The following is a 26,339-nucleotide window of genomic DNA, read 5'->3' as shown; positions in this document are numbered from 1 at the left end:
CGGGGAAATCCCTATCTTCCATGTCTTTCCGATGTCGTGGATGCATTATTGATGAATGCAGAGATGTAAAGGAGTAAAGAACATATGGGTAAACTTGATGGTCGTGTCGCCTTTGTTACGGGAGCCGGAAGAGGCATTGGAGCCGCCACAGCCCTGCGCCTGGCGGAAGATGGCGCGCGGGTCGTGCTCGCCGATATTGATCCAGAGGGTTGCGCACAGGTCGTGGCTGAGATCGAGAATGCGGGTTCGGAGGCGCTCGCCGTTTCCTGTAACGTCGCCGAGAAGGAGGCCGTCGAGAGCGCAGTTCAGCAGACGGTTGAGCGCTTTGGTCGCCTGGACATCCTGGTGAATAACGCTGGAGTGCTGCGAGATAACCTGCTCTTTAAGATGAGCGATGACGACTGGGAAACCGTCATGAACGTGCATCTCAAGGGGGCATTCCTCTGTAGCCGGGCCGCGCAGGCACACATGGTCAAACAGAAATACGGGCGTATTATCTCACTCTCCTCCACGTCGGCAAAAGGCAATCGCGGACAGGTGAACTATTCCACAGCGAAGGCTGGACTGCAAGGCTTGACGCGTACCCTCGCGATAGAACTGGGGCCATTCGGCATTACTGCCAATGCCGTCGCGCCTGGCTTTATTGATACCGAAATGACGCGAGCTACGGCGCGCCGTCAGGGACTCGACCCGCAGCAAGTTATCGAGATGGCATCAAAGACTATCCCAGTCAGGCGTGTAGGCCAGCCGCGTGATGTTGCCAACGTCATTTGCTTCCTCGCATCTGAGGAATCGGGCTATGTGAGTGGGCAAATTATCTATGTCGCGGGAGGCCCGCGTTAGCAGACAAGACAAAGGAGCAAGCATATGTTCGACAAAAGCAAGATCGGTCACAGCTTCGCCCCCTTCACCATCGAGGTACAGCGGAACAAGATCCATGAATTGACTACCGCTATTGGTGATGACAACCCGATTTATCATAGCCGCGAGGCTGCGCTGGAAGCGGGGTTTGCCGACGTGCCTATTTCGCCAACCACCCCGACCATGTTTAATTTCTGGGGGAATCGGCAGAGAGGGGAGAGCCTGGCTGATCTGGGTATTAACGTATCACGTATCTTGCACGGCGAGGAAGAGTACGAATATCTAGCCCCGATCTATCCCAATGATGTGCTCACAGGAGTGACGACGCTGGTCGATGGCAAAACGCGTCCAGGGAGCGGTGGCTATTCGATGGATATTCTCACAACGGAGACCTACTATGTTAACCAGCACAACCAGCCCGTGTTGAAGTCACGAACCACGATTATTGTGCGCGAGTAAGACGAAAGGAGCGGAGCAAATGACAACACACAATCGTTCGGCGTTGTATGCCGAAGATGTCAGCGTAGGAGATGCCCTTCCAGCACTGACAACAAAACCTGTCACTCATCTGCAACTCGTGCGCTACGCGGGTGCATCGGGTGATTTCAATCCTTTGCACACCGATCCTAAAGTTGGCGAAATGATCGGAACTGGCGGCATTATCGCGCATGGTATGCTCATCATGGGTTTGGTAGGGCAAATGCTGAGTGATGCTGTTGGTCCGCTGGCGTTGCGCAAGTTCGGCGTGCGTTTCAAGGGCATGACGCGTCTGGGCGATGTGATTACATGCTCAGGCACGATTACCGAGAAATCCGAGGTTGAGGGCGAGACCCGCATTTCTGGAGCCGTCCAGGCTGCTGACCAACGTGGCGACGTTAAAGTCATAGGCACCTTTACCGCAGCGTTACCGAAACGTCATACCTGATATGTTGCTCTGGCTGAGAGCACTGCGATACAGTGCTCTCAGCCAGAGAGTATAGCATTCAATTTGCTGGTGGCTCTCTTAGGCTCGTTTTATGGACACGTTAGGACATTGTTGTACTAGCAGATAACGAGTATCCAAGGAGGATCTAGATGAGTACCCTGCAAACCAGTTTCAGGCACCGTAGCCTGGAGCACTATCCCAGTAATGGTCTGCGTATCTGGTATCTCGCACTGGCCGTCATTGCCACTATTATGCTCTACTACGAATCGTATGTGCTCCCTTCAGTCGCGCCTCTGGTCTTGCATTCTTTCGGCCTCACTGTATCGAGTTATTCCCTTATCTTGCTCTGTAGTAATCTCATTGGAGCCATCTCGGCGATTTTTGGTAGCCTGTCAGATCGAATTGGGCGTAGCAATCTCATCGTCTATGGCTTGCTTGTCACAGGGCTTGGCACGCTGATTGTCGCGTTGATCAATTCGATCTGGACGTTTTTTTCATTAATTATCATCTTAGGCTTTATTGAGGGCGTTATTCTTGTTGTCACGCCCGCGCTGGTGCGAGATTTCTCGCCACGCTTTGGGCGCGCACTGGCTATGGGGTTCTGGACCGTTGGCCCGGTGGGTGGGAGCGTTCTGGCGACATCGGTAGCCAGTGGTACTTTGGCTTCTTTCAACGACTCATGGCAATCGCAGTACGTCATTTCTGGAATCATAGGGTTGGCTGTCTTTGTGCTGTGCTTCTTTTGTATGCGCGAACTCTCGCCAGGTCTGCGTAGCCAGATGGTGAACTCCACGGAAGAAAGGGCTCTGCTGGAGAGCCGCGCCGCTTCCATCGATGTCGCCAAGGCAACTGAGCATCCCTGGCGGCAGATGCTCAATTCACGGCTGATCATCAGTGCTGTTGGCATCAGCCTCTACTTGCTTATGTACTTCGCGGCGGTAGGATTCTTCCCACTCTACTTGAACAGTATCTTCAAATTCCCGGTAGATCAGGCGAATGGACTGGTCAGCATCTTCTGGGCCGTCAACGTCGTCGCAGCGATAGTTATCGGTTTTATCTCTGATCGTACACTGGTACGCAAGCCATATATGCTGCTAGGCTGTCTCACGACCATCGTCGTTACGTTCCTTTTCATCAGCCGAATAGGTGTGCCCACTGACGCGGGTTTGATGGCGGTCTTCCTGAGCCTGTTTGGTATTACACTGGCAATAGGCTATGTGACCTGGATGGCGGCGTATACAGAGACTATTGAGGATATCAACCCCGCCCTGGTGGCTACTGGTATGGCTGTTGAAGGCTTTATCCTGCGTATGGTTGTTGTGCTCTCCACGCTGGGCTTCTCATTTGTCGTGAAAAACCAGCTAGATGGCTCACAGTGGGCCACATGGTGGTGGATTTGTGTCGTAGGATTGGTCGTCTTTCTCCCAACGATCTTCGTGCTTTCTGGCTATTGGAGTCCCGTGCGTTCCTGGGCGGCGGCGCGGACTATAGAGCAAGCCGAGGGACTGGGTCGTGTTCAACCCAGCACGGATGCTGATGGCATCGCGCCAACTGAGGCGTAAACGGATACCCTGGTTCCGAGGTTGGCTGCTTCAACCTTGGAGTCATCTTTGTTTGGTGCGTCCTTGGTTGCTTGTCTCATAGGACGAAAACTGCCAGCATGTGTGCAAGAGAAAGAAGAGGCACTGATGCCAGAAGAGATTATGCCCGGATTGTATCGCTTGCCCGTTTCGCTGCTGAATGCATCGCTGGGGAGCGTCAATATGTATGTCGTAGCCAGTCCAGATGGTGGTGTCCGGCTCATCGATTGCGCGTGGAACAGGCCAGAAGTCTATACAATACTGGTCGATGAGTTACGAGCGCTTGGTATGGGGATAGGAGATATCAAGGAAATTCTTTTGACACACAACCACCCTGACCACATAGGATTGGCTGAGCGCCTGGTTCAGGAAACAGGCGCGCGCCTGTTGATACACCGACTCGACGCGACTTATTTTGGACGAAGCGCCGAAGATATGCAGGCCTTGAGAGATGCGTGGATAGTGTGGTTGCGCACATGTGGTATGCCACTGGACGAGTTGGAGGCGCTCACTGCCCGAGGTGCGCGCACGGGTATGAGGCTTCCAGTTTGCCAACCAGATGTATTGCTTGAGGGAGGCGAACGGCTGGAGTGGAACCCCTTTTGCTTTGAAGTAATATGGACGCCGGGGCACGCTCCAGGCCTTACCTGCCTGTATGATCCCCAATTCGAGATCTTGATAGCTAGCGATCATGTACTGGAACATATTAGCCCGCACATAGGACGAGGAAGCCAGCAAGATGATGATCCTCTTAGCAACTATCTTCGCTCACTTCAAGCTGTGCGAGACCTTCCCGTACAGGTCATACTGCCAGGGCACGGCCAGCCATTTACTGGCCTCGCGGCAAGAGTTGATGCCCTGGCGGAACATCACCAGCGTCGACTCGGCGCGATAATGAAAGCGCTGGCAGGTGAAGAGCAGACCGCCTATAGCGTCGCGAGTCGTTTGGTATGGAGACGGTCAGAGAAGGGCTGGCAACAGCTTTCTCCGTTTGAACGCATGTCAGCGATGGATGAAACCCTTTCACACCTGGAATACCTCTTGAATCAAGGTGCGGTCAGCAAGCAACTGCGGAATGGAGTAGTTACGTATCAGGCTATACAGTCTGGCTAAAAGCCTTGGTAACAAATTCGAAAGAGGCTTCCCACGACGAGCAGCGAGAAATCAAAGGGCTTATGGTTGCCATAGACCCAATGGCCATGGCGTTTAATGTTCAGGTGTGGAAGTACTTGCTTGTATTCGGGATCAAGCGCACCTCTTGATCCCGACTGATTGCTCAAGTTGCCTCCGGTACTGACTCGGACGGAGGCGGGAATGTGGCTGTGGACGCGAAGCAAAACTAGTACTGGATTGGGTATAGAGGCGCTTGACTCCGAGCCATTTTGCGGTGCTTTACATATTCCTTGAATCCTCCACCAAGTGGACCGTAGATCCCGGTAATCATGGCTGGAATCCAGAAAGTAAATAAAAGCAGATAAAAAACGACAAACATTGGCGAGCCAAAGACAAAACATCCCATCCCAGAGAGAAGCTTGCGCCATCCCTGATATACTGGTTTCCATACCCAGTACGTTGACCAGATACAATAGACGTATATTGGGTAGCCAAGCAGAATAAGGGGATATGTCCGTGCCAGTTCGAGTAGAGGGACAGTTCCGCACAACAATGTCACCAGAATGGTATAAATCCATGAATTTCTGATTGCTCTTTTGGCTTTTGTAACTGTTTCTGCTTGTTGTAACGTAGCCTGCATCCGAGACTGGTACGCACGCTGCTGTTCTTGCTGCCATGCCCATTGTTGGCATGAGACACAGAGTAGTGATCCTCCGACATCAGACAGGCAGGAACGGCATCCAGCTTTCTGACATTGGGAACATAAACCCACCGCGTCCATATTATAATGATTAAAACATTTCACCCCTGAAATACTCCTTTGATCCAGCTACAAAACATACGATAGAGTATACAGGCTAGAATGGAAGGTTGCTGTGATCAACATCACAGCAAACAGCATCTTCAGGATCAGCGAAACATGAAAAATGATTGATATGATTTTTTGAATAGCAGAGCTAGGAAGTGTATAAGGCATGCGCTCTGCGCCTTTCGAGGGAAATGGCAAGTTTGCAGGCTTGTTTTCCAAAAAAGAAGTGAAATTGCCCCAGATGACAATTCGACCTGTGTGGGGGAAGGAGCGCGAAATGGTCTCGACGCGTAAAATATTTTTAGCATGAGGGATATGAGGCCTGTAAGATCATCAATAAAGAGAAAAGAAACGAACTGCGCTTGCAATCACGCACTACTTGGACACCTATGATGTATCTAAGTATGAGATGTGTGAGATTGGCAATTCGTCGCGTTTTGTGTCTAAGGTGCCGCCCAGATCAAAATGAATTATTTTCTTTTGAGCTGCCTCATCGAGCATGCTCTGTGGGAGAAGCTCGTCGTTTGGGAAAAAATTTCTGTTTGATATGTATCCAGAAACAAGTGATATGAAAAACTGGGTGAGAGCCTGGTATGCGGCCCCATCCCGTGTGTTCTCGGCTCATTTAAGCGGTCGCACGTTGCGGCAGATCCTCCACTTGCATGCGGGTGGAGAGCAACTTCGTTTGCACCTGTCTAATCGCTATGGGGAAGAAGCTGTGACGCTTTCGTCAATCTCCGTGGGAAAGGTACTCCAAGGGGCAGTTCTCTCCTTGGGAGAGTGTGATGTCTCCTTTGAAGGTCGCTCTACAATCAGATTGGAACCAGGCCAGGAAATGGTCAGTGATCCGGTACCCTTGCGAGTAGAGGCTTTTAGTGACCTGGCGATCACCTTTTTTCTGGCCCAGGGAGAGGGCACCACCGCTCATTGGGGTGCATTGCAAACAAGTTATGTCTCAGGTATCGGGAATGCAACCACCGTCCCAGCGGAAACGGCGTTTTTTGCCTATCCTCTGTTAACTACCTCCTGGTGGCTGCTCTCTGGTGTTGATGTGTTACCCGCTATTCCCCTCAATGCTGTGGTTACCTTTGGCTCCTCCACTACCGATGGGGCTGGTTCGACTCCCAATGTGAACAGGCGCTGGCCTGATGAACTGGCTCGTCGTTTAAGAGATGCCGGTGGCACACGTTTTATGTCGGTCATTAATGCGGGTCTGAGTGGGAATCAGCTGACCTCCTCAGAGATCCCTCAGGCGGGGGGGATGAAAATGCCGCCATTTCTTTTAGGGGAAGCGGGGAGCCAGCGTTTTGCCTGGGATGTGATGGAGCAGTCAGGAGCGACGGATCTGATCATCAACATTGGTGCGAATGATTTGCGTTTTGGTATTTCAGGTGACAGAGTAATAGAGGGGCTCCAACAGATTGTTACGCAGGCTCGAACACGTTACAAGAAAATATTCGGAACGACCATCTTACCGGGTGGCTATCTGCCTTCACAAGTGAAGCAGCGCCGGCGAGTCAATGCCTGGATGTGTGAGGAAGGAAGCCGCTGGTTTGATGCTGTCTTCGATTTTGCGATGCCGCTAGCTTCCCCAGATGATGAAGCCGTACTCCATCCTGCCTATGATTCGGGTGATGGAATACACCCCAATGATGAAGGGTATCGCATGATGGCCCAAGCGGTAGATCTTAGTACACTCACAGGTAGCCAAGATCCATCGGCGTGAGAAAAAGTATGAGAGTGTGTACCATATTTATTCTGTGTGTACCCCGCCGAGTCCGCCGGACGATGGTAGAGGGCGGAGACCGCTGAGTAGGCCTTGGGGAAGAGGGGAATCGCGAAAGTGGGGACCTCTCTTCCCCTTCCTCTTTTCACGTATTTTACATGTTCTCTGGGAATGGAAAAATGAGCAGCCTATGGTTCCTGTTCAATACGTGCGACATGTTCGGAATAGCCGGGTTCGCCTTGATTGTCCATTGGTGCATTTTGGTAAACTCTTTCGGAGTCAGGCGGTCTGACCTCTCTCTGAGTTTATCAATAGGTTTTCACGCCTTTCGTGTTGCCCAAGGCAAGGAGCCGCTCTCGTGCCTGTTGATACGAAAGCTGAATGAGCAGGACTTTCTCGTTTAGCATTAGTGGCGGGAGTGAGGAGGAGGTGGCGGCGTGTATAGCCACCTCCAAGAGCATCTGAGGCCATTGTCTGTTTTCACTCCAGGGATAACCTGCGCTCTCGCATACTCTGGACTCTCTTGTTCCATAGATAGCCCCTTCTCTCTCGAGCATGCATATCTTAGAAAAATGAACCTCGCACCTTGATGGGAGAGATGCGCAACGCCACTGAATACTCCGCAGCAAACTGTTCTGGTGAGCCAAACTTACTGGTCATCCAGTGCTGATATTTCGCCAGAAAGAACGGATGTTGATCAGCAGGAGGCTCAGCGGTGCTGATCTGGGCATGTCCGGTAAATACGATGATCCCAGAGCCAGTCCGGTCGCCATTAAAATGCAGCGCTACCTGGGAATTACGGCGTACAAAATCCAGGCGTTTGGCATGAGTTAGATTATAGACCAAAAAATCCGATGCCGTCTCATCCCACCAGAACCAGGTGGGCGCAGGCTGAGGCATCCCGTGTGTGTCCACTGTGGTCAGCCATAGAAGATATTCTTCATGCATGCGGCGCCGTACATTTTTCCCAAAAATTGTGCTCTCATCTGGAAATTGAAAAGTCATTCTCTACAATCCTTTCTCGTTTCTTGCTCTTGCGCACGGTGGCGCAAGAGCGAACATCTCGTTGGGAGTAATTCCAACTCCTCTTTGAGTGAAACTCCCCACGTATGGAGAGCGGGCTCATCATCTCGGCAAGAACAATCCAGAGCAGGTGAGAAGAAGCGATCATTGTTTTTCCTTCCTAATGCTCATATAGATATGATGTGATGAGATATGATCTTCATCTTGCGCATCTGGCTATGAATCTGTAGTATAACAATACTGGATAGCGATGATGGCCACAAGTACGCAAAATAATTTGAGTGCTCTCAATTTGGTTCGCTACGATGCTCACCTTGCAAGCAAAAAGGCCGCGAAAACGCTGGTATCGCGCTTCGCGGCCTTTGCATCCATTGTGCTAGCGATCTCGCTTGAGGTTTCGCCAACGGTATCTTCTGAGGTCGTGTAGACCTCATGCGGAGTGGTGCGTCTGTGACGCATGGCGTTTCTTCTGAGGTTGTAAGACAACCTCATTGGGAGTGGTGCGCTCACAGCACATGACGTTTCAAATTCGGGATGATTTTAATTGGCGTCTTGCCATGTGGCGTGAAGGTACCCTGAGCCTCGCTCTGTGTTTATTGAGAGTTGGCCCTGATCCAGCGTCCAGAGCTCTCCGCCATAGCGCTGAATAAACCAGCGGTCGTGCGAGATAGCGATGACTGGCCCTGGAAATTGCAAGATGGCCTCTTCAAATGCCTCAAGCACATCCAGGCTGATATAGTTCGTCGGTTCGTCGAGGAGCAGTACATTGGGATGTTGCGCCATCAAGCAGGCGATCTCCAGTTTACGTTTCTGCCCATGGCTGAGAGAGCGCACTTTTTTCTGTATATCTTCAAGGCGAAACAGGCCATGCCCCAGCAAGCGCCCAATAAACTCTCCTTCAGAGCCTACTTGTTGATGGCGATAAGCTTCGAGTACCGTCTTGTCTGGATCAAGAGTTTCAGCTTCCTGGGAGAGGTAGCCGAGGCGTATTCCGGGAGCGAGCTGGATCTGACCACTATCGGGTTGCTCCTGTCCCATGATGATCTTGAAGAGTGTTGTTTTGCCTGCTCCATTGGGTCCTGTGAGCAGGATACGAGCTTCGGGTTGGATGGTATGGGTGATATCTTGAAAGAGTTTATTTTCACCAAATTGCTTGCTAACATTGGCCAGCGTGATAACTTCTTGCGAACGGAGAGGATCGGTAATGAACTGCGATGTGACGCGTACCAATTTTGGGGGCTTAGAAATGAGATTGGCCTCGATTCGCTCGAGCTGAACCTCAGCGGTGCGTACAATGTTTGAGACTGCATTCTGTTTACCCTGGGCAAGAAAGTAGCGAACAAATTTGTCATTATCACGTGGCGCTGTTCGGTGAGCATGCCCAACATTGCGTTCCGCATCTTTGATACGCTTGCGTAATTCGAGTATTTCCTCCTGCTGCCGTTCATAATCTGCCTCCCATTTGGCACGTGCGTTAGCTTGCGCCTGAACATAGGCATCATAGTTGCCAGTATAGCTGTGCAAACTTCGATCATGCTCATTGATCTCGAAAATCTGGTTGACGGCCCGGTTCAGAAACTGGCGATCGTGTGAGACCATCAGGAGCGCGCCGCGATAGTTGGTGAGATAGGCTTCTAACCATTCCATGCTAGCAAAGTCGAGGTGGTTCGTTGGCTCGTCTAGCAGGAGCACGTCCGGAGAGCGCAATAACAGGGCCGCGAGCCCGACGCGTGCGCGTTCGCCACCAGAAAGGGTCTCCACATGTCGTTCTCTTGAGAGGGTATTGATATGGAGGCCTGAGAGGACCTGATCTATTCTATACTCAATTTTATAGCCACCCAGATCCTCAAACCTGCTAGAAATATGGCTATATTCGTGCAGAAGTGGTTCAATAAGATCTGCATCGACCACAGCCATAGCCATTTCGAGTTCGTGCATGCGTTTTTCAAGCTGGCGTAGATTGCCGGTTGCTTGCAGAAGCAGATCCTGAATACTTGTACCACTGCCCTGCAGATGATCGGATGCTTGCTGTGGTTGGTAGCCAATCTCTACATTGGGCGCGAGAGAGACTTTGCCTGACTCGGGTTCTTCCTGTCCCATGAGGATCCGGAGCAGCGTTGATTTTCCCACACCATTTGGCCCAACAACGCCAATGCGGTCGGAGGCGTTCAAGACAAAAGAGACATCATGTAGGACAATGCTGGCTCCATAAGCCTTCGTAAGTGAGCGTGCAGTAAGAAGCATGGTAATGTACCCCATTTTTGCAAGGTGAGGCCTCTTCTGGCTGCTAGATGGCGAGTGTGATGGGTGAACCCGTAGAGGTGCTGTTGACAGCGCCAGGGGATGAAAGGGCACACGAGGATGTCGCGCTTCCAGGAAACATGAGCACCATATGCAAGCAGTCAGTGATTGTCAGAGGCGATATCGTCAATAAAGAGGCGATGTAGCCATCTCAGCGTTGTATTACGCGAGATTTTTGTGGCGAAATGGGGTCTTACCTAGTGAACTGGGCTCATGTGAAAGGGTCTGCTCCTGAAGAAGTAGAGGATCAAAAATACATTCTGGCTCAAGTATAAAGCAAACTTGCAGAGATGTCAATCTCTCCACTGTCCAGGGGTGTAATTCAGATTTTTGCAAAAAGACAAAGATGGTACACTGAGGAGGAGACAAGCGAGAGAAAAGAGAGGAGAGGGTATGAAGCAGCAAGAGGACGATCAGCAATGGGAGCAAAGAAGCCAGCAGGTAGCCAAGAGTATGCAAGAGTGGCGGCTTGCCCATCCCCAAGCGACCTTAGCCGACATCGAGGAGGCGGTTGACCAACAGATGAACGAGCTACGAGCGAGAATGATCGAGGATCTCGCTCAAGCCAACCAAGCAGACCAAGGAACCGGTCGGAGTAAGCCGGTGGCCTGTCCAGAGTGTGGGAAACGGATGCAAGTGCGTGGCAAGCGAGAGCGCCGACTGCAAACGCAAGGAGGACAAGAAGTCACCCTGATTCGTGAGTATCAGAGCTGCCCTCATTGTGGGTACAGCTTTTTTCCCCCTCGATGAGCTCTTGGACTTGCCTCAAACAGGTTTGATGCCCCATGCCCATCAAAGCCTGGTTCGGTTGGGAGCCCGTCTTCCTTTTGAGGAAGCGGCCAGTGAACTGCATGCCTTGTTGGGGATCCAGGTCAGCGACTCGCTGGTGCGTCGGCAGACCTTACAAGCAGGAGCCAGAGTCCTGGTCATGCAAACCGAGCAAGCCAGCGCGGCCTGCGCCCTGGTCGGGGAAGGCACAGAGCCTGTGGCTTGCCGTCTGGCAATGAGTGGAGATGGAGCCATGGTTCCCCTACGAGGAGGATGTTGGGCAGAAGTCAAAACGGTGGTCATTGCAGAGGTCCTCCCTGCACACACACGCCATCAAGATGCGACGGACAAACGAACCATCAACCACTCCTGCTTTTCGCGGCTGGCAGATGCAACCACCTTTGCCGACCTGGCATCAGTGGAGATCACACGGCGAGGCATTGAGAGAGCCGCAGCGGTCTGTGCGGTGCAAGATGGAGCCGAATGGCTTCAAGGCTTTGTGGATGGGCATCGCTTCGATGCCGTGCGGATTTTAGATTTTGCCCATGCAGCCGAGTATCTGGGTCGGATCGCCGAACAAGGGGAATTGGCAGGTCAGCATGTGCCCAAAGGCTGGCTAAGAGCCATGCTTCATGAGCTCAAACATCATGGGCCAGAGCGCATCATGAAGCATATGGCGTGGTGGCAAGAACACCGCCCCTTGCCTGCGGTCAGCGATGCGGTGCGTTATTTTGGCAAGCGCCTTCCTCAGATGCAGTATCAAGAGTTCCAAACCCAAGGCTGGCCCATTGGCTCAGGCATGGTGGAAAGCGCCAACAAGCGAGTCATGCAGGCGCGGCTCAAACGAGCAGGCATGCATTGGGAGCCCGCCAACGTGAATCCTCTGCTAGCTTTACGCGATGCCCTGTGTAATCACCGCTGGGAAGAAGTCTGGGACCAGCAACATCAGCGACAAAGAGAAGAGCATCATGCCCGACGAGTGCAGCGCAGCCAGCGGCGACGAGCACAACTGGAACAGGTGCTGGAGGAACAGCTTATCGAGATCTTGCTGCTGTCGGCGCGTGGAAAGGCGAAGGCGCAACAGACTCCCCACAAAGGGAGAACCGAAGGCCAAAAGCGCTGGGGACGCATGACCTTTTCTCGCAAGGCGCTTCCAAACCGATTTGCAAAAATGTGAATCACACCCACTGTCCAGGGCAGGACGTTCCACAAGAACTGCTCGCGAGCGGCCTGAATGAATTACTGCTCCAACGTGTGCTCATTGTCGACGAGGAGAACGAGAGGAAACAGTTGCTCTGCCTGGTTTTCTCTCTTTACACCTGGGCTCAGTGCATTGAAGCACGATATTGCCTTTTTAACACTTGCCAGAGTCTACCTATCGGAGAAGATTTCTTGAATCTGAGCCGGAGTGGCTTGTGGGGAGCAGTCTTTGAAAGAGCTCTGCCCAGCGTTAGAAGCGCTTGCTTCTTTTTCTGAAAGTGGATATACTCCTGGTTAGGTAACAACACGTTAGGTAACACGAGAGAAGGGCAAGGAGATGCCAAAGGTAGCGCCATATATACTAGCTTGGTCCACTGTCTATCAGACATATACGTTGTCTGACAATCACGCAAAGACAGATCTTCCATTTGATATGGATTCGCCAGCATGGCGCACATGGCTGGAGCAAGCAGACTCATTTGCCTTTCAAGGCCAGAACGGTACGTATACAGCACGAAGAGAGCAGGTCAAGCAAGGAGACTGGTACTGGTATGCTTATCAGCGTGTGCAAAAGCAGGTGCTCAAGAAGTATCTGGGCAAAAGTGAAGCTCTGACGCTGCGGAGGCTCGAGGAGATAGCAGAGCAATTTCATAGCAGACAAACTTCCAAAAAGAAGGCTGTCACCAGTCCTCAACCACAGTTGATGCGTAGTGTAGCAGAAGAGCAGATACTGGCAGCGAAATTGAGCATGCCATTTGTACCGCAGTACCTCGTTGAGCGCACTCGCCTGTTTGCACTGTTGCAAAAGACAATCGAGAGATCAGTGACGTTGGTTTGTGCCTCGGCTGGATCTGGCAAAAGTACACTTGTAAGTAGCTGGCTGCGACAGACCTCCCTACCCTTTGCCTGGCTCTCACTTGACCAGGCTGATAACGATCCCACTCGCTTCTGGTCATATTTCTTTACTGCTCTAGATACCCCGTATCCAGGTATTGGCGAGCACGCGCTGCTCGCTCTTCGTTCACTGCAAACGCCCGATATCAAGCCAGCGTTGACGTTACTGCTGAATCGGCTTGGCACTGGCAAACCCGTGAGACAGGAAGCAACAGGTCATGTAGTGCTGATCCTTGATGATTATCATGTGATCTCCTCCGAAGACATTCATAAAGGCATGACCTTCCTACTGGAACATCTGCCGCCGCATCTCCATCTGATTATCTCCACACGCAACGATCCACCATTGCCGCTTGCCCGCCTCCGCGTTTATAATCGCTTGCTAGAGTTACGAACTACCGATCTACGTTTTCACAATGAGGAAACGATCGCTTTATTTGCCCGTCAGGAAGGTATTGCGCTTTCACCCGATGAGGTTGCCCTTCTAGAAGAGCGCACTGCAGGTTGGGCTGCCGGGCTGCAATTGGTGGCGCTTGTATTGCGTGACCAGCGTGGACATCCCGACATTTTGCGCAGTATTAATGGGAGTCGAGATTATATTGCAGAGTATCTCGGACAGGAAGTGCTAGCACAGTTACCGGAGGAGGTGCAACAATTTCTCTTGCGTACCTCTATTCTGGAACAATTGGAAGGGAAACTCTGCGAAGCCGTCAGTGGCTATCCAGACAGTGAGAGAATCCTGAACCGGCTCTATCAGGCAAATCTCTTTCTCGCACCTCTCGACGATTCCTATAGCTGGTACCGCTATCACCAGATCTTCGCCGATGTGTTGCGCCAACGCTTGCAGCAGAGTGCCACCACGCTAGTACCAGAACTGCATCGGCGCGCATCCCTTTGGTATCGAGAGCAAGGCATGTTGGTCGAGGCTGTCACCCATGCTCGCTCGGCTGGCGATTGGGAAACCATCGCCAGTATCGCAGAAGAGTCTGGAGTGGAACTTATTAGTCGCGGAAACGTTCAGATGGTTATGAGTTGGGTGGCGATGCTGCCTCGCCCGATCGTCTTTTCACGCCTGCGTCTCTTTCTCTACGTGTGTTGGTGGCGCTGGTATGCTGGTCATGCCGCTGTTGTCGCTGAGATGATGTGCGAATATGTTCAGCAGCACGCATTACCTGCGCTTGAGATAGAGGACGTTGCACTCCTGGAGCAGGCAATCACCTCACATGTCGATACGCTCTATCCTCGCTCGCGTTGGGGCGAGGAACAGCAAGCCAACAGGATTGCTGAGATGCTCGCGCTCTATGGAGTATTGAATATGGAGCGTTCCGATGGAGCGGTGTTTAGCCAGGCTGTGTGTCGCCGCGCGGTTGCTCACGTGGCTGGTTTGGCACATCGCGCACGTATTGTGCAACATCTGAGCACCGTCTCTATTCTTCGTGGCGACCTGATTGAAGCGACTACTACCCTGGAAGAGGCGATGGCCTCCTCCATCGCTGATAATAGTGTTACCTGGATGACCAGCATCGGGTATCGTCTGGTGATGCTCTATGAGATGATGGGGCAGTTGCATGATGTGATACGCATCTCCCAAAATATTCTAGAATTAGCGAAAGGGAAAGCCTTCCTTACTCAGGGGACCGCTTACACTTTCCTCGGCACTATCGAGTATGAACGTAACAACCTAGAAACGGCGGAGCACTATTTCAGGCTGGCTATCGCAGCGTGCAAAGAGGTTGATTGTCTCAAAGAGTCTGATTCCGACGTTCACTTCCTTCTAGGGCAATTAGGGCTGGCTCGTATCCAATTTATCAGGAAAGATATGGTTGCTATGCGCCTGTGCCTGGATGAGATTGCAGGATTTCTCTCGCAAAAATGGGTAGGGAATGAGGTTCTCCCAGCCGTGAAGGGTGAATATGCTCTATTGATGCATGATTTAGGTGATGATGCTACAGGCTATTCCTGGTTACAAGAATATGTTCTCCCAGAACAGAGTGATCGCTTAGTGCTACGTCAGTTCATCTCATTGAAGTATAATCATTACCGGGTCTATATAAAGTTGTTGCTTACCTACCAACGCTGGCAGGAAGCGGAACAACTCCTGCAAAAACAGCTGCTGCTTGCCGAGCAACAAGGGAGAACAGGTAACCTGATCCAGTGGCTTGTTCTGCGCGCATTGCTCAAAGAAGCTCAGGGCGATTCCGGGCAAGCGCTCTCTTCCATCACTCGCGCTCTGAACCTGGCGGAGCCGAGAGGCTATCTTCGCGTTTTCCTGGGCGAAGGTACGCCCTTGCTCACCATTCTCTATCGCTTACACGACGAATTGCGCCAACAACGCACCACCGAAAACCCAGCCCCAATTTCGAACTATCTCAATCGATTGATTCTGCTCTGCAAACGGGAACAACAAATGGGTGTGTTATCAGGTGAGCAAGCTGATCTGGTTGAGCCACTGAGTGAGCGTGAGTGCGAAGTATTGCAACACATCAACGAGGGACACTCCAATCAAGAGATCGCCCGGCAACTTGTCATAGCGCCGAGCACTGTAAAATCGCATACCAGGGCTATCTATGCCAAACTAGGGGTCAAGAGTCGCACGCAGGCATTGATCCAGGCTCGCAAACTCAATCTGCTCTAGCGCCTTCCTCTCCAAAGGCATGAGTGATTGCCTTTATGAGCATCAAGAGAATCGCTTACAATCCCCCCTTGTTCCTCCCTTTGGTGGATGGTTTCTCCCCATGATGAATTTATACTGGTGGCATATTGACATCTGTGATTTGGCGAGCTGAGGCAGGTCACAGCGAAAATTCCCCTGCGTAAGGAGCAGGATGCTCGCAAAAAAAAATTCCAGAGCCAGGATATCTCAAGGAGTAAATATTATGGAAATTACGGCATCATTACAAACACAGCCAGAAACACCACAAAAAGCAAGCCGAACAGCGACTATATGGAGCCTGGTAAGCAGCATTCTCATCAATGGAGTACTCCCTTTCATCATTTACATACTTCTGACAAACTACACCAATACCTCGGAGCTTCTGGCGCTTGTGGCTTCTGGCGTGCCACCTCTGCTTGAGAGCATCGTGGGAATTCTCCGTAGGAAACGCATCGATGTGCTTGCTGGTATCTCCCTGGCCGGGATTACCGCGTCGCTTATCATTGCTCTCTTGGGAGGTAGTCCCAAGATTTACCTGATACGAGAGTCTTTCTTTACCGCCATATTTGGGCTGGTATTCTTGGTGACCTTGCTTTTCTCCAGGCCTCTTATGTTCTACTTCTCTCGTCACTTTGCGACAGGCAATCACCCAAAGAATATTCCCTGGTTTGATTCACTCTGGCAGTATAGAGGATTCCGCATTTCTATGCGCGTGATGACAACGGTTTGGGGCATCGGGTTTCTGCTTGAGGCTGCGATACGTATCTATCTGGTCTTTGCCCTGAGTACCGAACAATTTCTGATTGTTTCCCCATTTATCATCTACGGAATTATTGGAATACTCGCCACCTGGACATTTTTTTACAGCCGGGCGGGCCGTAAAAAAAGCGAAGCCATACGGCAGAGCATGCTCGTACAACAAAATGTTTCTCCTGCCCCAGACGCATAACAATGTTGGGTACAAGAGGCCACCAGACAAATAAGGTGGCCTCTCTTCTCCATCTTGTTTACAGAAATTCTGCAAAAACTTGCCAGCCGAGTATCATGAGTTGTTGGCTGAGAGCTTCCCGCTGCTTTTTGCTTCTCAACAGCCAGATACCTGTCCTTGCGGGATGCCACTGATCCGCTTCAAGGGACATCGCACCAAGGAGTACCGTTCTCATCAGTGTTGCCAACGGACTTACAATCAATGGCAAGCTTCTCTACCTGAGTCAATGCCGTCTGTTGGAGCATCAAAGCAGTTTGGATACAGAGGGCGTGAACGCTGCTCGATCTGGTTCACGACACAGCCTAAAAAACTCTGATCTGATTAACTTTGACGTGGAGAGAATGAGAGGTAGATTTTATCTGATGCAGTGGAGATATCATGAATAAATATCTTTTCTGCGTTTGCTTCAAGCGCTTTTTGAATTTTTGACATAATCCAGGATTCAGACATATGGGCAAGCCCGAGTGCTCCCTCAACCTCTGCGTCCTGGAGAACAAGTTTGCCGTTCTCTGCGGAAGGGCGAAATTTCATCGTTATCTCGAATTTCCCCAATGCCAAGGCTTTTATAACAATACGATCATTCAGTACATCAAAACGTATGCATTTTAAGAGTTTACCCACGTCGACATTGATCTCTTTTAACGCAAATGCAGGTATTGTAATGTTTATGCGCATCGACTTCTCCCTCTACTATCATCAACGCTTCCCAGGAAAGTGTATATGGGAGAATAGAGAGGGTAACAACTCGAGGTGAGAGATACCCTCTTTCTTCTCCTTCTTCTTTTCCTACTACCGCGCATGGCATACACCAAATGAAACAGTTAGCGCTCCCCAAAGAATTCTCGAAGTCTTGACTCAACAGCGGAATCAGAGACAATAACAGGTTTTTTTGTAATTGTCACATGAACCGTCTGACCGCTTACGTCATAGCGGCCCTCAACTCCTTTGCCTGAAAAGGTGCCGCTCTTTTCATCACCTCTTAGGGTTGCTCCTGCTGCATCGGCGGCGTGTTTGGCACGTTGAAAAGCGGATTCTGGCTCACCAGAGAATGAAACGTCGAAAGTTTTTGCCATGGTTTGTCTTTTCCTTCCTAATATATACAAGAGTGGCAAAGATAGTGGCCCGTCAGTCCACATGTGAGTGGCCTCATCCCCCCTCGGCTTCCTCTCCATTTTTTGCCGCAAGTCGCGTCTTATTCTTACCAGAAGTGATAAATGGATCGTGCTCCCACCAATCAATACCGATCGATTTTGCTTTATCCACTGAGGCGACCAACAACCTGATTTTGATTGTCAAAAGCTCAACATCTATCAAGTTAATCTTGATGTCTCCGACGATCACCACTCCTTTATCAAGAATTCGATCCAGGAGATCAGCTAAATTCGCCGTTTGGACACTGCTCATTTGTTCTGGCATAGACGACCTCATCTCTTTCCTAACTCTAGCTTGCTCTCTCCGAAAATATCCTCCTTTTTGTTCTCGAAGTCGCGATGTATCAAGCAGGTAACAGTGCTCATAAAAGATCTCCTAGCGGACCTAAATCTAAGTTTAAATCCTCATCTGTGAGACCAAATGTCTCTTTAAGCTCTTCCATTTTCTCCTCCAAGAGGAGAAAAGCATTTCCTACTTTTTCGATTTCATCGCTGCTTAACTGATCATCCTCTATGCGGCGGATGGCCTGTTTCTCCATCAGCTTGCGTATGAGGTCAACCAGCGTTAATACGAGTTTAGCCAGGCCTTTTTCTACGTTTTTAGGATCGATATTCGCTTTTGGCTTTGCTGTTTGGTCCGTAATCGGGCCACTGGTTGAAGGTAGAGCTCTTACTATGGCTTCTTCATCATCTTTATTCTGCCCCTCTTCTTTTTCTAAAGATGCTGTGGCTTCTTCATCACCTGTATCACTGCTCCCCTGGCTCTTTTCTTCAGACAGAGGTGCAGGTGGAGCCTCCTTTTCCTCCTCTCTCACGAGGCCCTCATCCAAAAGCCCTCCCTGGGAAGGAGGTTGGGGAGTAAGCCAGTCTGGCTCTCCATGACTACTTCTTCTGGCAGCGTTCTCAATGGTTTTTACCGAGGAGAGTAAGAGTCCTAAGTTCAGGTAAACAAGATCAATATCAGCTACGGAGAGCAGAATTTCTCCTTTTACCATCGCTCCTTTATCAAGAAGCCTGTCCAAAAGTTCTAAAAGAGTAAAATGTTGACTCCTGAGTAGCTGTTCGTTATTTTGGCTCTCCTGATTGTTCATAGAGTATCTCTACGTAAAATTATAGGGAGGCCAAGGTCCAGAAAATTCTAGATCTAATTCTATGAAATTATACTCATCAACAAACTGCTTCCCTTGTTGACGAAAAGAAGTTTCTCTCCCCCTTTCAATTAAATAGGCTGCATTAAGTATCATCTCTTGCGTTTTTCCTGTCATTTTTTGTGGCAGTATATTATTCAACTTCGCCTCAAATGCATCACTTTCAAATGCATGAAAAATGCTTTCAGTGATATGGGCAAATTGAGTTGCGATGGCATTCTTCACTTCTGCTTCCATTTTTTTGTCAAAGAGATAGGCGGCCCCTCGTGATAATTTTGCTCGTTGCTCTTGTAAGCCGATGAACTTGGGGTCATTCTGCATAAGATGCTTCATCAAAGCTTGCTTATTGGCATAGACCTTCACGCCCCATTCCACCTTGCCCGTAAATTTAGCGAGGAGATTTTGAAAATGCTCCTTCTGATCCTGAAGCATCTGTGAGGCAGCTTTTTCATCTTTCAAAATAGTACCGAATTTTAAGGGAATAACGGTAGTATTCTGCATGAGCGTATCAATGACGTGTTCGTGAGCTTGTAACAGTTCCGCAGCCCCCTGCTGAATAGTATCCTTGGTGTTCGTCAATTCAGAAACCAGGCCTTTAATTCGATTTTGAAACGCATCAATATCGATCTTACTCACCATTACGTACATATCGTTTTCTGACACGGGGTAGACTTTGCTTTGATTATCTATCCCTAAAATATCTAGGTGCTCAGGTTCTTTGTTTACCAACCCATAGGCATAGAGTCCATAGTGAGAAAGCATACTTTGAGCCTTTCTATTCTTCCTCCTGCTCTCCAATGCTTTTCACTTGCTTAAAGGAGAAAACTTCAAGTTCACTATTCAGTTTGACAATGTAATACTTTTTTTCAAAAACCGCGTGACCTGGCAGAGCAGCATTTCTTTCTGCCGCTTCGACCTGGGCAACCCAACCATCCTCGGCCTTATCAAGACCAATGATTTTGATCTCCCCTCCAAGCTCTTTGATATCCAGAGCTTCTCTCAAGAATTTCTTGGTTCTCTCTCTAATTGTGTTGATGCTCAATTACTCTCTCCTTCCAACGTCTTGAAGCTGCCGCCAGCAAGAAAAATGCTTCGAATATCTCCAACATGCATTGACCAGCTCCATTAGGAGCGGTAAGCAGGCTTTAAAGATCATCAATGTGTGGTTGGCTTCGTCTATATAATCACACGATTGTTAATATAATCGCGATACTCATCAGTTATCTCATCAATTATTTATGGCCTGTTGTAATCGTAACTCATTACAAATAATGAACGTGTAGATAAAATAGAGAGAAAACACAACGGATGAGCATTTTTGGGGATTAATAACAATTGCTTCTAAGTGCAAAATTTTTAACAGCTGGGCTGGCTAAGATCACGATATGAAGCAAAAAGGAATCCCATTTAATAAGCCTGAGGAGGTAAATAACCATGCCCGTAGAAAAAGCAGCACCAGCATCCGGTAGCATTGCTGAAGTAATTGACCGCATTCTTGATAAAGGGATCGTCATTGATGCCTGGATCAGGGTCTCTCTCGTAGGCATCGAGGTGATATCGATTGAAGCCAGAGCGGTCGTCGCTTCTGTGGAGACATATCTCAAGTATGCTGAAGCTATTGGACTCACTGCTACTGCTGCTCCCGCCTAAAGGGTGAGAAAGCATTTGAAGGCATCCTGGTAATGTTCCACGATCACATCTCTAGCAACCATGTCTATCCCCTGACTGAGAATGTACGCACCTCTTGGTAAGGGATACTCTGTTGGTTCCCTACTTCACGGTAGGAAGAAGAGAGATGTTCTTCTGAATTCACAGGAAGAGAAAGATGAAACTATGAAGAGACCGAAGGGGATGAGTGATATCAAAAAGGGTCTTGGTATCAAAGATCTTATCGAGGCTTTTTCAAGCCGTGATAGTGGAACCGAGAAGACTTCGGAGCAACGTCAACTAAATGTTGAAAAAGGCGTTCTTGAAAAGCAGCTTGAGCAATTTACACAGCAGACAACTCAGATAGAGGAGAGGCTCGCCGAAATCACCAAGGCGATGAACCGCGAGGTTCCCCAACTTAAAGAGGAGTTGGAGAGAAAGCAAACGGAGGACGAGAGCAGTCCATCAGAAAAAGACGAAGATCAAAAGAAGAAACTAGAAGTTGATTTTGGTCTGGGGAAACTCACGGTCAACGACATTTTTCAAGGGCTCGGGAGTCTGGTCGATTTTGTCTCCAAATTGGAGCAAGAAGGGAAGGGGGAAGCGAAACGCGAAGGAGCATTTACCAGCCCTTCTGGGCGTATCAAAGGTGTATACGGCTTCTCTGTCAAACAGGGTATTGGTGGCAAGCCAGTTGTGGAACCATTCGGCAATGTGAAAAAGACAGCCCATGGCTCGGTTGTGGAGGAGGAGATTCAGCCTTTAGCTGATGTTTTTGATGAAAAAGACCACATTTTAATCATCATCGAATTGCCTGGTGTGGAGGGAAAGCAAATTCACACAGAGGTCAAAGGAGACATCCTTGTGCTCTCTGCTGCTGGCAGGGGACGCAAGTATGCACGAGAGGTGATCTTACCTGAAGGAGTCGATGCCAGCACCCTAACCAGCAAATATCGAAACGGCGTTTTAGAGATAAGGATGAGTAAAGGATAACATGCCCGAGACGGCAGTTCAACTCAAGGTAGTCGAAGCAAATCCGCGGGATGTGGGGCGTGGCATTGCCCGAATAGATCCAGAAGTGATGGAGAAATTGGGCATTAGCGACGCAGGGGAGATTGTGAGCCTTAAAGGCAAACGGGAAACAGTTGTTAAGATCATGCCAACCTTTCCTGAGTTACGGGGGCGTGGTATTGTCCAGGTAGATGGTATCATCAGGGAAAACGCGCAAGCAGGGATTACCGAACAGGTGAAGCTTGCCATGACCACTATCACGGAAGCAGAAAAAGTGACCCTCTCTCCTTTGACTTTACTTGATAGAACGACGACAGACGCAGCTTACCTTTCCAGACAACTTACCGCTATTCCAGTGGTTGCCGGGGATAGGGTTCAAACAACTTTTTTAGGCTCGAAGAAGCAGGATTTCCGCGTGCAGGATACCCGGCCCGCCGGAGCTGTGATGATCACTCCACGAACCACCATCGCTATCACAGGTGAGGGAAAGGCAGTAGAGGCACGGCTGACGTACGAAGATATCGGGGGCCTTGGCAATCAGACACAGCGCATTCGAGAGATGATAGAGCTCCCGTTGCGTTTTCCTGATATTTTTGCACGCTTAGGCGTTGAGCCCCCCAAAGGAGTTCTTTTGCATGGTCCGCCTGGCTGCGGCAAGACATTGATTGCCAAGGTGATCGCCAATGAAACCGATGCCACCTTCTTGCAGCTTTCTGGCCCGGAGATTATCCATAAGTTCTACGGTGAGTCCGAAGCACACCTGCGCAGTGTCTTTGAGAAGGCCAAAAACAGCGCCCCAGCCATCTTGTTTTTGGATGAGTTGGATGCGATCGCGCCCAAAAGAGAAGGCCTGGGAGAGGAAAAACAGGTTGAGCGCAGAGTGGTGGCTCAATTGTTGGCCTTAATGGACGGTCTGGAGGAACGGGGGCAAATCATCATTATCGGTGCAACGAATTTACCTGACATGCTTGACCCAGCTCTTCGTCGCCCTGGTCGCTTTGATCGAGAAATTGTTATTTCAATCCCAGATAAAAATGGACGGCGAGAAATTCTCATGATTCACACCAGAGGCATTCCATTAGCCGATGATGTTGATCTTGAACGGTTAGCGTTTCTCACGCATGGTTTCGTGGGAGCCGATCTTGCAGCTTTAGCGCGTGAAGCAGCAATGCATGCAATTCGCAGGTTGATGCCTAATATAGATTTTGAACGGAAAGTAGTACCAGAAAAGGACATTCTTGCTCTTGAGGTATGCATGGACGATTTTCTCAATGCGTTACGTGAGATCGAGCCATCTGCCATTCGTGAGTTCTTTACGGAGATACCCGAAATAGATTTTGCCGATATAGGCGGATTGGGTGAAGTCAAGCAAATACTGAAAGAGACGGTCAAAGACCCCTTGTATCATCCTGACATATATACCAGGGCAAATACCAGGCCAGCCAAGGGGATTCTCTTAACCGGTGAACCGGGAACGGGAAAGACACTGATGGCCAAGGCGATTGCCAAAGAGGCGGAAGTCAATTTTATCGCGGTCTCCGGCCCAGAATTGCTTTCAAAATATATTGGTGAAAGCGAGCGAAGCATTCGTGAAGTATTTAAAAAGGCTAGGCTGGCAGCTCCCTGTATTTTGTTTTTTGACGAAATTGAAACTCTCATTCCCCAGCGAGGAAAAATGGCAGGTGAACAGGTAACCGAGCGAGTAGTTGCCCAGTTCTTAACCGAAATGGATGGAATTGAAGAGTTGAAGGGGTGCTGGTGTTAGCAAGCACCAACCGACACGATTTGATAGATCCAGCCATGTTGAGACCGGGACGGTTTGATTTTGTGATTGAAATGCCAAAACCTGATTTGAAAGCGCGGGAGGAGATCTTTAAGGTTCATACACGAGGGAAACCCTTAGGGAAAGGGGTCACACCACGAAGCCTGGCTATGGAAACTGAGAATATAGTCGGGGCAGAGATTGCCTCGTATTGCCAGAAAGCAAGTCTTCTGGCAATACGGGAGTTCCTAGATAGCAAAGAAGAAGATTTAGAGAAATTCACTATTGAAAAGAGACACTTTAGTGAGGCAATGCAAGGCACGATAACGCACCTTTAAGGAGAAAAATTATGCCAGATGGCATCTATATCTACTGCATTATTAAAACGAGCGAGCCCCAAGAGTTTGGCGCAATTGGCATTATCAATGGCGCGGCTTCTCACGTCCTGACCATAGGGTTTAAGGATATAGCCGCTGTTATTTCCCACAATCCATTGATGGTCTATGACTCCATTAGTAAAGAGAAAGTCATCAAAGATCTGGCCACCCACGAACGGGCCATAGAAAAAGTAATGGGCCAATTTATCACCTTACCAGTGAAATTTGGGACTATGGTAGAAAACGAAGCTCAAGTTACCGAGTTCCTGGAAAAAGGTTATGCTTTGCTGAAAGATGAGTTAGACAAAGTGGAGGGGAAGGTAGAGCTTGATGTGGTCGCCACATGGGAGCCACCATCAATTCTTGCAACTCTTGTTGGCCAAGACAAGCAGCTTCGCGAAGTGCAACAGAAAATTGCATCGGGAGGTGAGCAGGTGAGTGTAGAGGATAAGGTTCTGCTTGGTCAATTAATTGGTCAAGCACTGAAGAAAGAAAAGAACAAATATCAACAATTGATATTGCAAGATCTTAAACAAGAAACAGTAGATATTTGCCTGCACGACCTGATGAATGATGAGATGATCTTTAACGCTGCCTTCTTGTTGGAGAAGAAGAAGCAGGAGGATTTTGATACTGCCGTTCATTCCCTGGATCAAAAGTTGAAGAATACCGTCTATTTTCGTGTGGTAGGCCCACTTCCCCCATATAGTTTCTCCACAATTCTTTTTAAAAGAATTGATCCAGAAGAAATCGAAGCGGCGAAAAAAACGCTTGGTTTGACTGGAGAGATAACGGACGAATCTCTTCGCGATGCATATTATCAGCTTGCAAAAAAATACCATCCAGATAAAGCAGGTGGAGAGACCTCTATGGAGTTTCAGGCGATTCAAAATGCTCACAGAACGCTACGAAATTTCATTGAGGGTGGGCTGATACACACAGAAGTCTATCGATGGAAAGAAGACGTTCAATGGGATAGCTGATCCCAACAAAATGACGAAAGGGAAAAAAGATGAATAACGAAGAAGGACGCTATCTCTACGGCATTTTGGCAGACGGAGCAAAAAAAGAGTTGGGGCCAATCGGTATTGGCGGCAGAGACGATCTCGTCTATACCTTACCGTACCAGGATATTGCAGCAGTCATTTCCTGCTCTCCCGTCGTCAAATATCCAGTGACCAGGGATAATGCGCTTGCACACGCGAAGGTGTTGGACAAAGCGGTAGAAGAAGGCACAGTTTTACCTGTAAAATTTTGTACGATTGCCGAAAGCGAGGGTGCAATCATAGAGAAAGTGCTGAAAGATCGCTATCAGGAATTTGTTGATTTGCTCAAGGATATGTCAGATAAAATGGAATTTGGAATAAGGGCACTTTGGAGAGATAAGGACGCTACCTACGCCGAAATAGTTGAAGAGCATAAAGACATTAAAACACTAAAGGGGAAATTGGAAAAAGAAAAGGACAAGCAGAAAAAATACGCAGGAGCTGTACAAGTTGGTGAATTGGTGCAAAAAGCGTTGGAGGAAAAGAAAAAAAAGGAAGCTACAGCGTTACTTGAGACCCTGAAGCCGCTCAGTCTTAAGTGGAAAGAGAATCAAGTGTATGGAGATATGAACATAGTGAATGCGGCTTTTTTGACCTTGAGGGAAAGGGAAAGTGCTTTTGATGAAAAAGTGCATAGTCTGGGAGAGGAGTATGGGGAGAGAAAACAATTGAAGTACACGTCATCTCTCGTCCCATACAATTTTGTAGAGATCGTGATTCATTGGTAGGAGGAACTTTACCTATGTTTATACTTACTGGTTGGTTAATATGCCTCTTGCTTCCGGTAAAAGGCTTGATAGGTATCTTCAAGAAAATTGCCGAGATGGCGGAGGCGGAATGGACCGACGATTCCAAAATAAAGGAAGAGTTGCTGCTCCTGGAAGACTCATACGAAAACGGCCAAATCACTGAGGAGGAATATCGGGAGCGAGAGGCCCAGCTTATGGAAAGGCTCAACATGGTCAGAGAGAATCAAGAATAGAGGCTGTGTAAAAGGTTGCCGTCCAATACAGCAGTGACATCGCCCATCCGCGTTTGATCGGGTCCACAGGCGATTTTATTGCCTGCCAACATGTTTGGACTCACCTTTCTAGTGGGATCTTGCTGCATCGTCATGAGTCGATGTTGGATTGGATATTGAGCAGCATCAGGCAAGCATGCTGCGTCTTGACAACTATGCATGATTGCAAAAGATCCTCAGCGTGATGCGAGGAACAGGTGGTGAAAAAACGCCCCTTGATGCACACTGATGTGCCTTCAGCTTGGCGAGACACGTGACGTTTTCACCCAACGCGTGCCACCTCTTGCGTGGGGAAAAACGAGATACCTGTAGCGCATCGCTTCCGTGTTCTTGCTC

The 26,339-nt window shown here is 49.3% G+C and carries 27 protein-coding genes and 2 pseudogenes; 17 read left to right on the top strand and 12 right to left on the bottom strand.

The window, feature by feature from the left end; genetic code table 11:
- Positions 1–84 precede the first annotated feature (84 nt).
- The 5 genes from K3T82_RS35730 to K3T82_RS35710 all read left to right on the top strand — a co-directional run bounded on the left by K3T82_RS35730 (position 85) and on the right by K3T82_RS35710 (position 4,479).
- The gene (locus K3T82_RS35730; protein WP_220198246.1) at positions 85–843 is read left to right on the top strand and encodes a beta-ketoacyl-ACP reductase; all 759 of its coding nucleotides are present in this window, start codon (positions 85–87) and stop codon (positions 841–843) included.
- A 24-nt stretch (positions 844–867) separates the two neighbouring features.
- Positions 868–1,320, top strand: a complete 453-nt coding sequence (locus K3T82_RS35725) for an FAS1-like dehydratase domain-containing protein (protein ID WP_220198245.1) — start codon at positions 868–870, stop codon at positions 1,318–1,320.
- Between the two features lie 19 nt (positions 1,321–1,339).
- Complete coding sequence (locus tag K3T82_RS35720; protein WP_220198244.1) at positions 1,340–1,786, top strand: MaoC/PaaZ C-terminal domain-containing protein; 447 nt, start codon at positions 1,340–1,342, stop codon at positions 1,784–1,786.
- A 149-nt stretch (positions 1,787–1,935) separates the two neighbouring features.
- Positions 1,936–3,348: an MFS transporter gene (locus K3T82_RS35715; RefSeq protein ID WP_220198243.1), complete on the top strand. Its 1,413-nt coding sequence runs from the start codon at positions 1,936–1,938 to the stop codon at positions 3,346–3,348.
- A 126-nt stretch (positions 3,349–3,474) separates the two neighbouring features.
- Positions 3,475–4,479 carry an MBL fold metallo-hydrolase gene (locus tag K3T82_RS35710; RefSeq protein ID WP_220198242.1) on the top strand — a complete coding sequence of 335 codons (1,005 nt, stop codon included), beginning with the start codon at positions 3,475–3,477 and terminating at the stop codon, positions 4,477–4,479.
- A gap of 226 nt (positions 4,480–4,705) precedes the next feature.
- On the opposite strand, the gene K3T82_RS35705 is transcribed toward K3T82_RS35710, so the two are convergent.
- Positions 4,706–5,284 (bottom strand): hypothetical protein, encoded by a 579-nt coding sequence (locus tag K3T82_RS35705; RefSeq protein ID WP_220198241.1) that lies wholly within the window; start codon positions 5,282–5,284, stop codon positions 4,706–4,708.
- 571 nt (positions 5,285–5,855) lie between these two features.
- Here K3T82_RS35705 and K3T82_RS35700 point away from each other — a divergent pair.
- Positions 5,856–7,013 carry a GDSL-type esterase/lipase family protein gene (locus K3T82_RS35700; RefSeq protein WP_220198240.1) on the top strand — a complete coding sequence of 386 codons (1,158 nt, stop codon included), beginning with the start codon at positions 5,856–5,858 and terminating at the stop codon, positions 7,011–7,013.
- Positions 7,014–7,577: 564 nt separating this feature from the next.
- Here the strand turns inward: K3T82_RS35700 and K3T82_RS35695 are convergent.
- From K3T82_RS35695 to abc-f, 3 genes are all read right to left on the bottom strand, one after another.
- Complete coding sequence (locus K3T82_RS35695) at positions 7,578–8,018, bottom strand: TIGR03667 family PPOX class F420-dependent oxidoreductase (RefSeq protein ID WP_220198239.1); 441 nt, start codon at positions 8,016–8,018, stop codon at positions 7,578–7,580.
- Positions 8,019–8,345: 327 nt separating this feature from the next.
- Positions 8,346–8,495 (bottom strand): hypothetical protein, encoded by a 150-nt coding sequence (locus tag K3T82_RS35690; RefSeq protein WP_220198238.1) that lies wholly within the window; start codon positions 8,493–8,495, stop codon positions 8,346–8,348.
- 81 nt (positions 8,496–8,576) lie between these two features.
- Positions 8,577–10,280: a ribosomal protection-like ABC-F family protein gene (gene abc-f / locus K3T82_RS35685; RefSeq protein WP_220198237.1), complete on the bottom strand. Its 1,704-nt coding sequence runs from the start codon at positions 10,278–10,280 to the stop codon at positions 8,577–8,579.
- A gap of 59 nt (positions 10,281–10,339) precedes the next feature.
- Between abc-f and K3T82_RS35680 the strand changes: the two genes are divergently transcribed.
- From K3T82_RS35680 to K3T82_RS35660, 5 genes are all read left to right on the top strand, one after another.
- Complete coding sequence (locus K3T82_RS35680; RefSeq protein ID WP_220198236.1) at positions 10,340–10,483, top strand: hypothetical protein; 144 nt, start codon at positions 10,340–10,342, stop codon at positions 10,481–10,483.
- Between the two features lie 247 nt (positions 10,484–10,730).
- Positions 10,731–11,087, top strand: coding sequence for a hypothetical protein (locus K3T82_RS35675; protein WP_220194323.1), 357 nt, complete (start codon positions 10,731–10,733; stop codon positions 11,085–11,087).
- 10 nt (positions 11,088–11,097) lie between these two features.
- Positions 11,098–12,282 carry an ISKra4 family transposase gene (locus K3T82_RS35670; RefSeq protein ID WP_220194322.1) on the top strand — a complete coding sequence of 395 codons (1,185 nt, stop codon included), beginning with the start codon at positions 11,098–11,100 and terminating at the stop codon, positions 12,280–12,282.
- Positions 12,283–12,642: 360 nt separating this feature from the next.
- Positions 12,643–15,834, top strand: coding sequence for a winged helix-turn-helix domain-containing protein (locus tag K3T82_RS35665; RefSeq protein ID WP_220198235.1), 3,192 nt, complete (start codon positions 12,643–12,645; stop codon positions 15,832–15,834).
- Positions 15,835–16,075: 241 nt separating this feature from the next.
- On the top strand, positions 16,076–16,801 hold the full coding sequence (locus K3T82_RS35660) for a VC0807 family protein (protein WP_220198234.1): 726 nt from the start codon (positions 16,076–16,078) through the stop codon (positions 16,799–16,801).
- 360 nt (positions 16,802–17,161) lie between these two features.
- On the opposite strand, the gene K3T82_RS35655 is transcribed toward K3T82_RS35660, so the two are convergent.
- From K3T82_RS35655 to K3T82_RS35630, 7 genes and pseudogenes are all read right to left on the bottom strand, one after another.
- Entirely contained in the window at positions 17,162–17,515 is a 354-nt protein-coding gene (locus K3T82_RS35655) for a hypothetical protein (protein WP_220198233.1), read from the bottom strand.
- 146 nt (positions 17,516–17,661) lie between these two features.
- Positions 17,662–17,913 (bottom strand): hypothetical protein, encoded by a 252-nt coding sequence (locus tag K3T82_RS35650; RefSeq protein WP_220198232.1) that lies wholly within the window; start codon positions 17,911–17,913, stop codon positions 17,662–17,664.
- A 73-nt stretch (positions 17,914–17,986) separates the two neighbouring features.
- On the bottom strand, positions 17,987–18,268 hold the full coding sequence (locus K3T82_RS35645) for a gas vesicle protein (RefSeq protein WP_420799374.1): 282 nt from the start codon (positions 18,266–18,268) through the stop codon (positions 17,987–17,989).
- A gap of 85 nt (positions 18,269–18,353) precedes the next feature.
- Positions 18,354–18,668: a gas vesicle protein K gene (locus K3T82_RS50420; protein ID WP_420799381.1), complete on the bottom strand. Its 315-nt coding sequence runs from the start codon at positions 18,666–18,668 to the stop codon at positions 18,354–18,356.
- A gap of 258 nt (positions 18,669–18,926) precedes the next feature.
- Positions 18,927–19,082 (bottom strand): annotated as a pseudogene (gvpJ, locus tag K3T82_RS50415) (gas vesicle protein GvpJ); the annotation flags it as partial.
- Between the two features lie 9 nt (positions 19,083–19,091).
- Positions 19,092–19,901: a GvpL/GvpF family gas vesicle protein gene (locus tag K3T82_RS35635; protein ID WP_220198229.1), complete on the bottom strand. Its 810-nt coding sequence runs from the start codon at positions 19,899–19,901 to the stop codon at positions 19,092–19,094.
- 13 nt (positions 19,902–19,914) lie between these two features.
- Complete coding sequence (locus K3T82_RS35630; protein ID WP_220198228.1) at positions 19,915–20,181, bottom strand: hypothetical protein; 267 nt, start codon at positions 20,179–20,181, stop codon at positions 19,915–19,917.
- A 392-nt stretch (positions 20,182–20,573) separates the two neighbouring features.
- On the opposite strand from K3T82_RS35630, the gene gvpA reads away from it, so the two are divergent.
- From gvpA to K3T82_RS35595, 6 genes and pseudogenes are all read left to right on the top strand, one after another.
- The gene (gvpA, locus tag K3T82_RS35625) at positions 20,574–20,789 is read left to right on the top strand and encodes a gas vesicle structural protein GvpA (protein ID WP_201392536.1); all 216 of its coding nucleotides are present in this window, start codon (positions 20,574–20,576) and stop codon (positions 20,787–20,789) included.
- Positions 20,790–20,990: 201 nt separating this feature from the next.
- Complete coding sequence (locus K3T82_RS35620; protein WP_220198227.1) at positions 20,991–21,779, top strand: Hsp20/alpha crystallin family protein; 789 nt, start codon at positions 20,991–20,993, stop codon at positions 21,777–21,779.
- Position 21,780: 1 nt separating this feature from the next.
- Positions 21,781–23,897 (top strand): annotated as a pseudogene (locus K3T82_RS35615) (CDC48 family AAA ATPase).
- Positions 23,898–23,908: 11 nt separating this feature from the next.
- Positions 23,909–24,919, top strand: coding sequence for a GvpL/GvpF family gas vesicle protein (locus tag K3T82_RS35605; protein ID WP_220198224.1), 1,011 nt, complete (start codon positions 23,909–23,911; stop codon positions 24,917–24,919).
- A gap of 29 nt (positions 24,920–24,948) precedes the next feature.
- Positions 24,949–25,710: a GvpL/GvpF family gas vesicle protein gene (locus K3T82_RS35600; protein ID WP_220198223.1), complete on the top strand. Its 762-nt coding sequence runs from the start codon at positions 24,949–24,951 to the stop codon at positions 25,708–25,710.
- Positions 25,711–25,724: 14 nt separating this feature from the next.
- The gene (locus K3T82_RS35595; protein WP_220198222.1) at positions 25,725–25,964 is read left to right on the top strand and encodes a gas vesicle protein GvpG; all 240 of its coding nucleotides are present in this window, start codon (positions 25,725–25,727) and stop codon (positions 25,962–25,964) included.
- Here K3T82_RS35595 and K3T82_RS35590 read toward each other — a convergent pair.
- Positions 25,955–26,164 (bottom strand): hypothetical protein, encoded by a 210-nt coding sequence (locus K3T82_RS35590; protein WP_220198221.1) that lies wholly within the window; start codon positions 26,162–26,164, stop codon positions 25,955–25,957. The genes K3T82_RS35595 and K3T82_RS35590 overlap by 10 nt on opposite strands.
- Between the last annotated feature and the right edge of the window lie 175 nt (positions 26,165–26,339).

This window comes from Ktedonospora formicarum, from assembly GCF_016587355.1.
GTDB lineage: Bacteria > Chloroflexota > Ktedonobacteria > Ktedonobacterales > Ktedonobacteraceae > Ktedonobacter > Ktedonobacter formicarum.
This window is presented reverse-complemented; position numbering and strand designations above follow the sequence as displayed.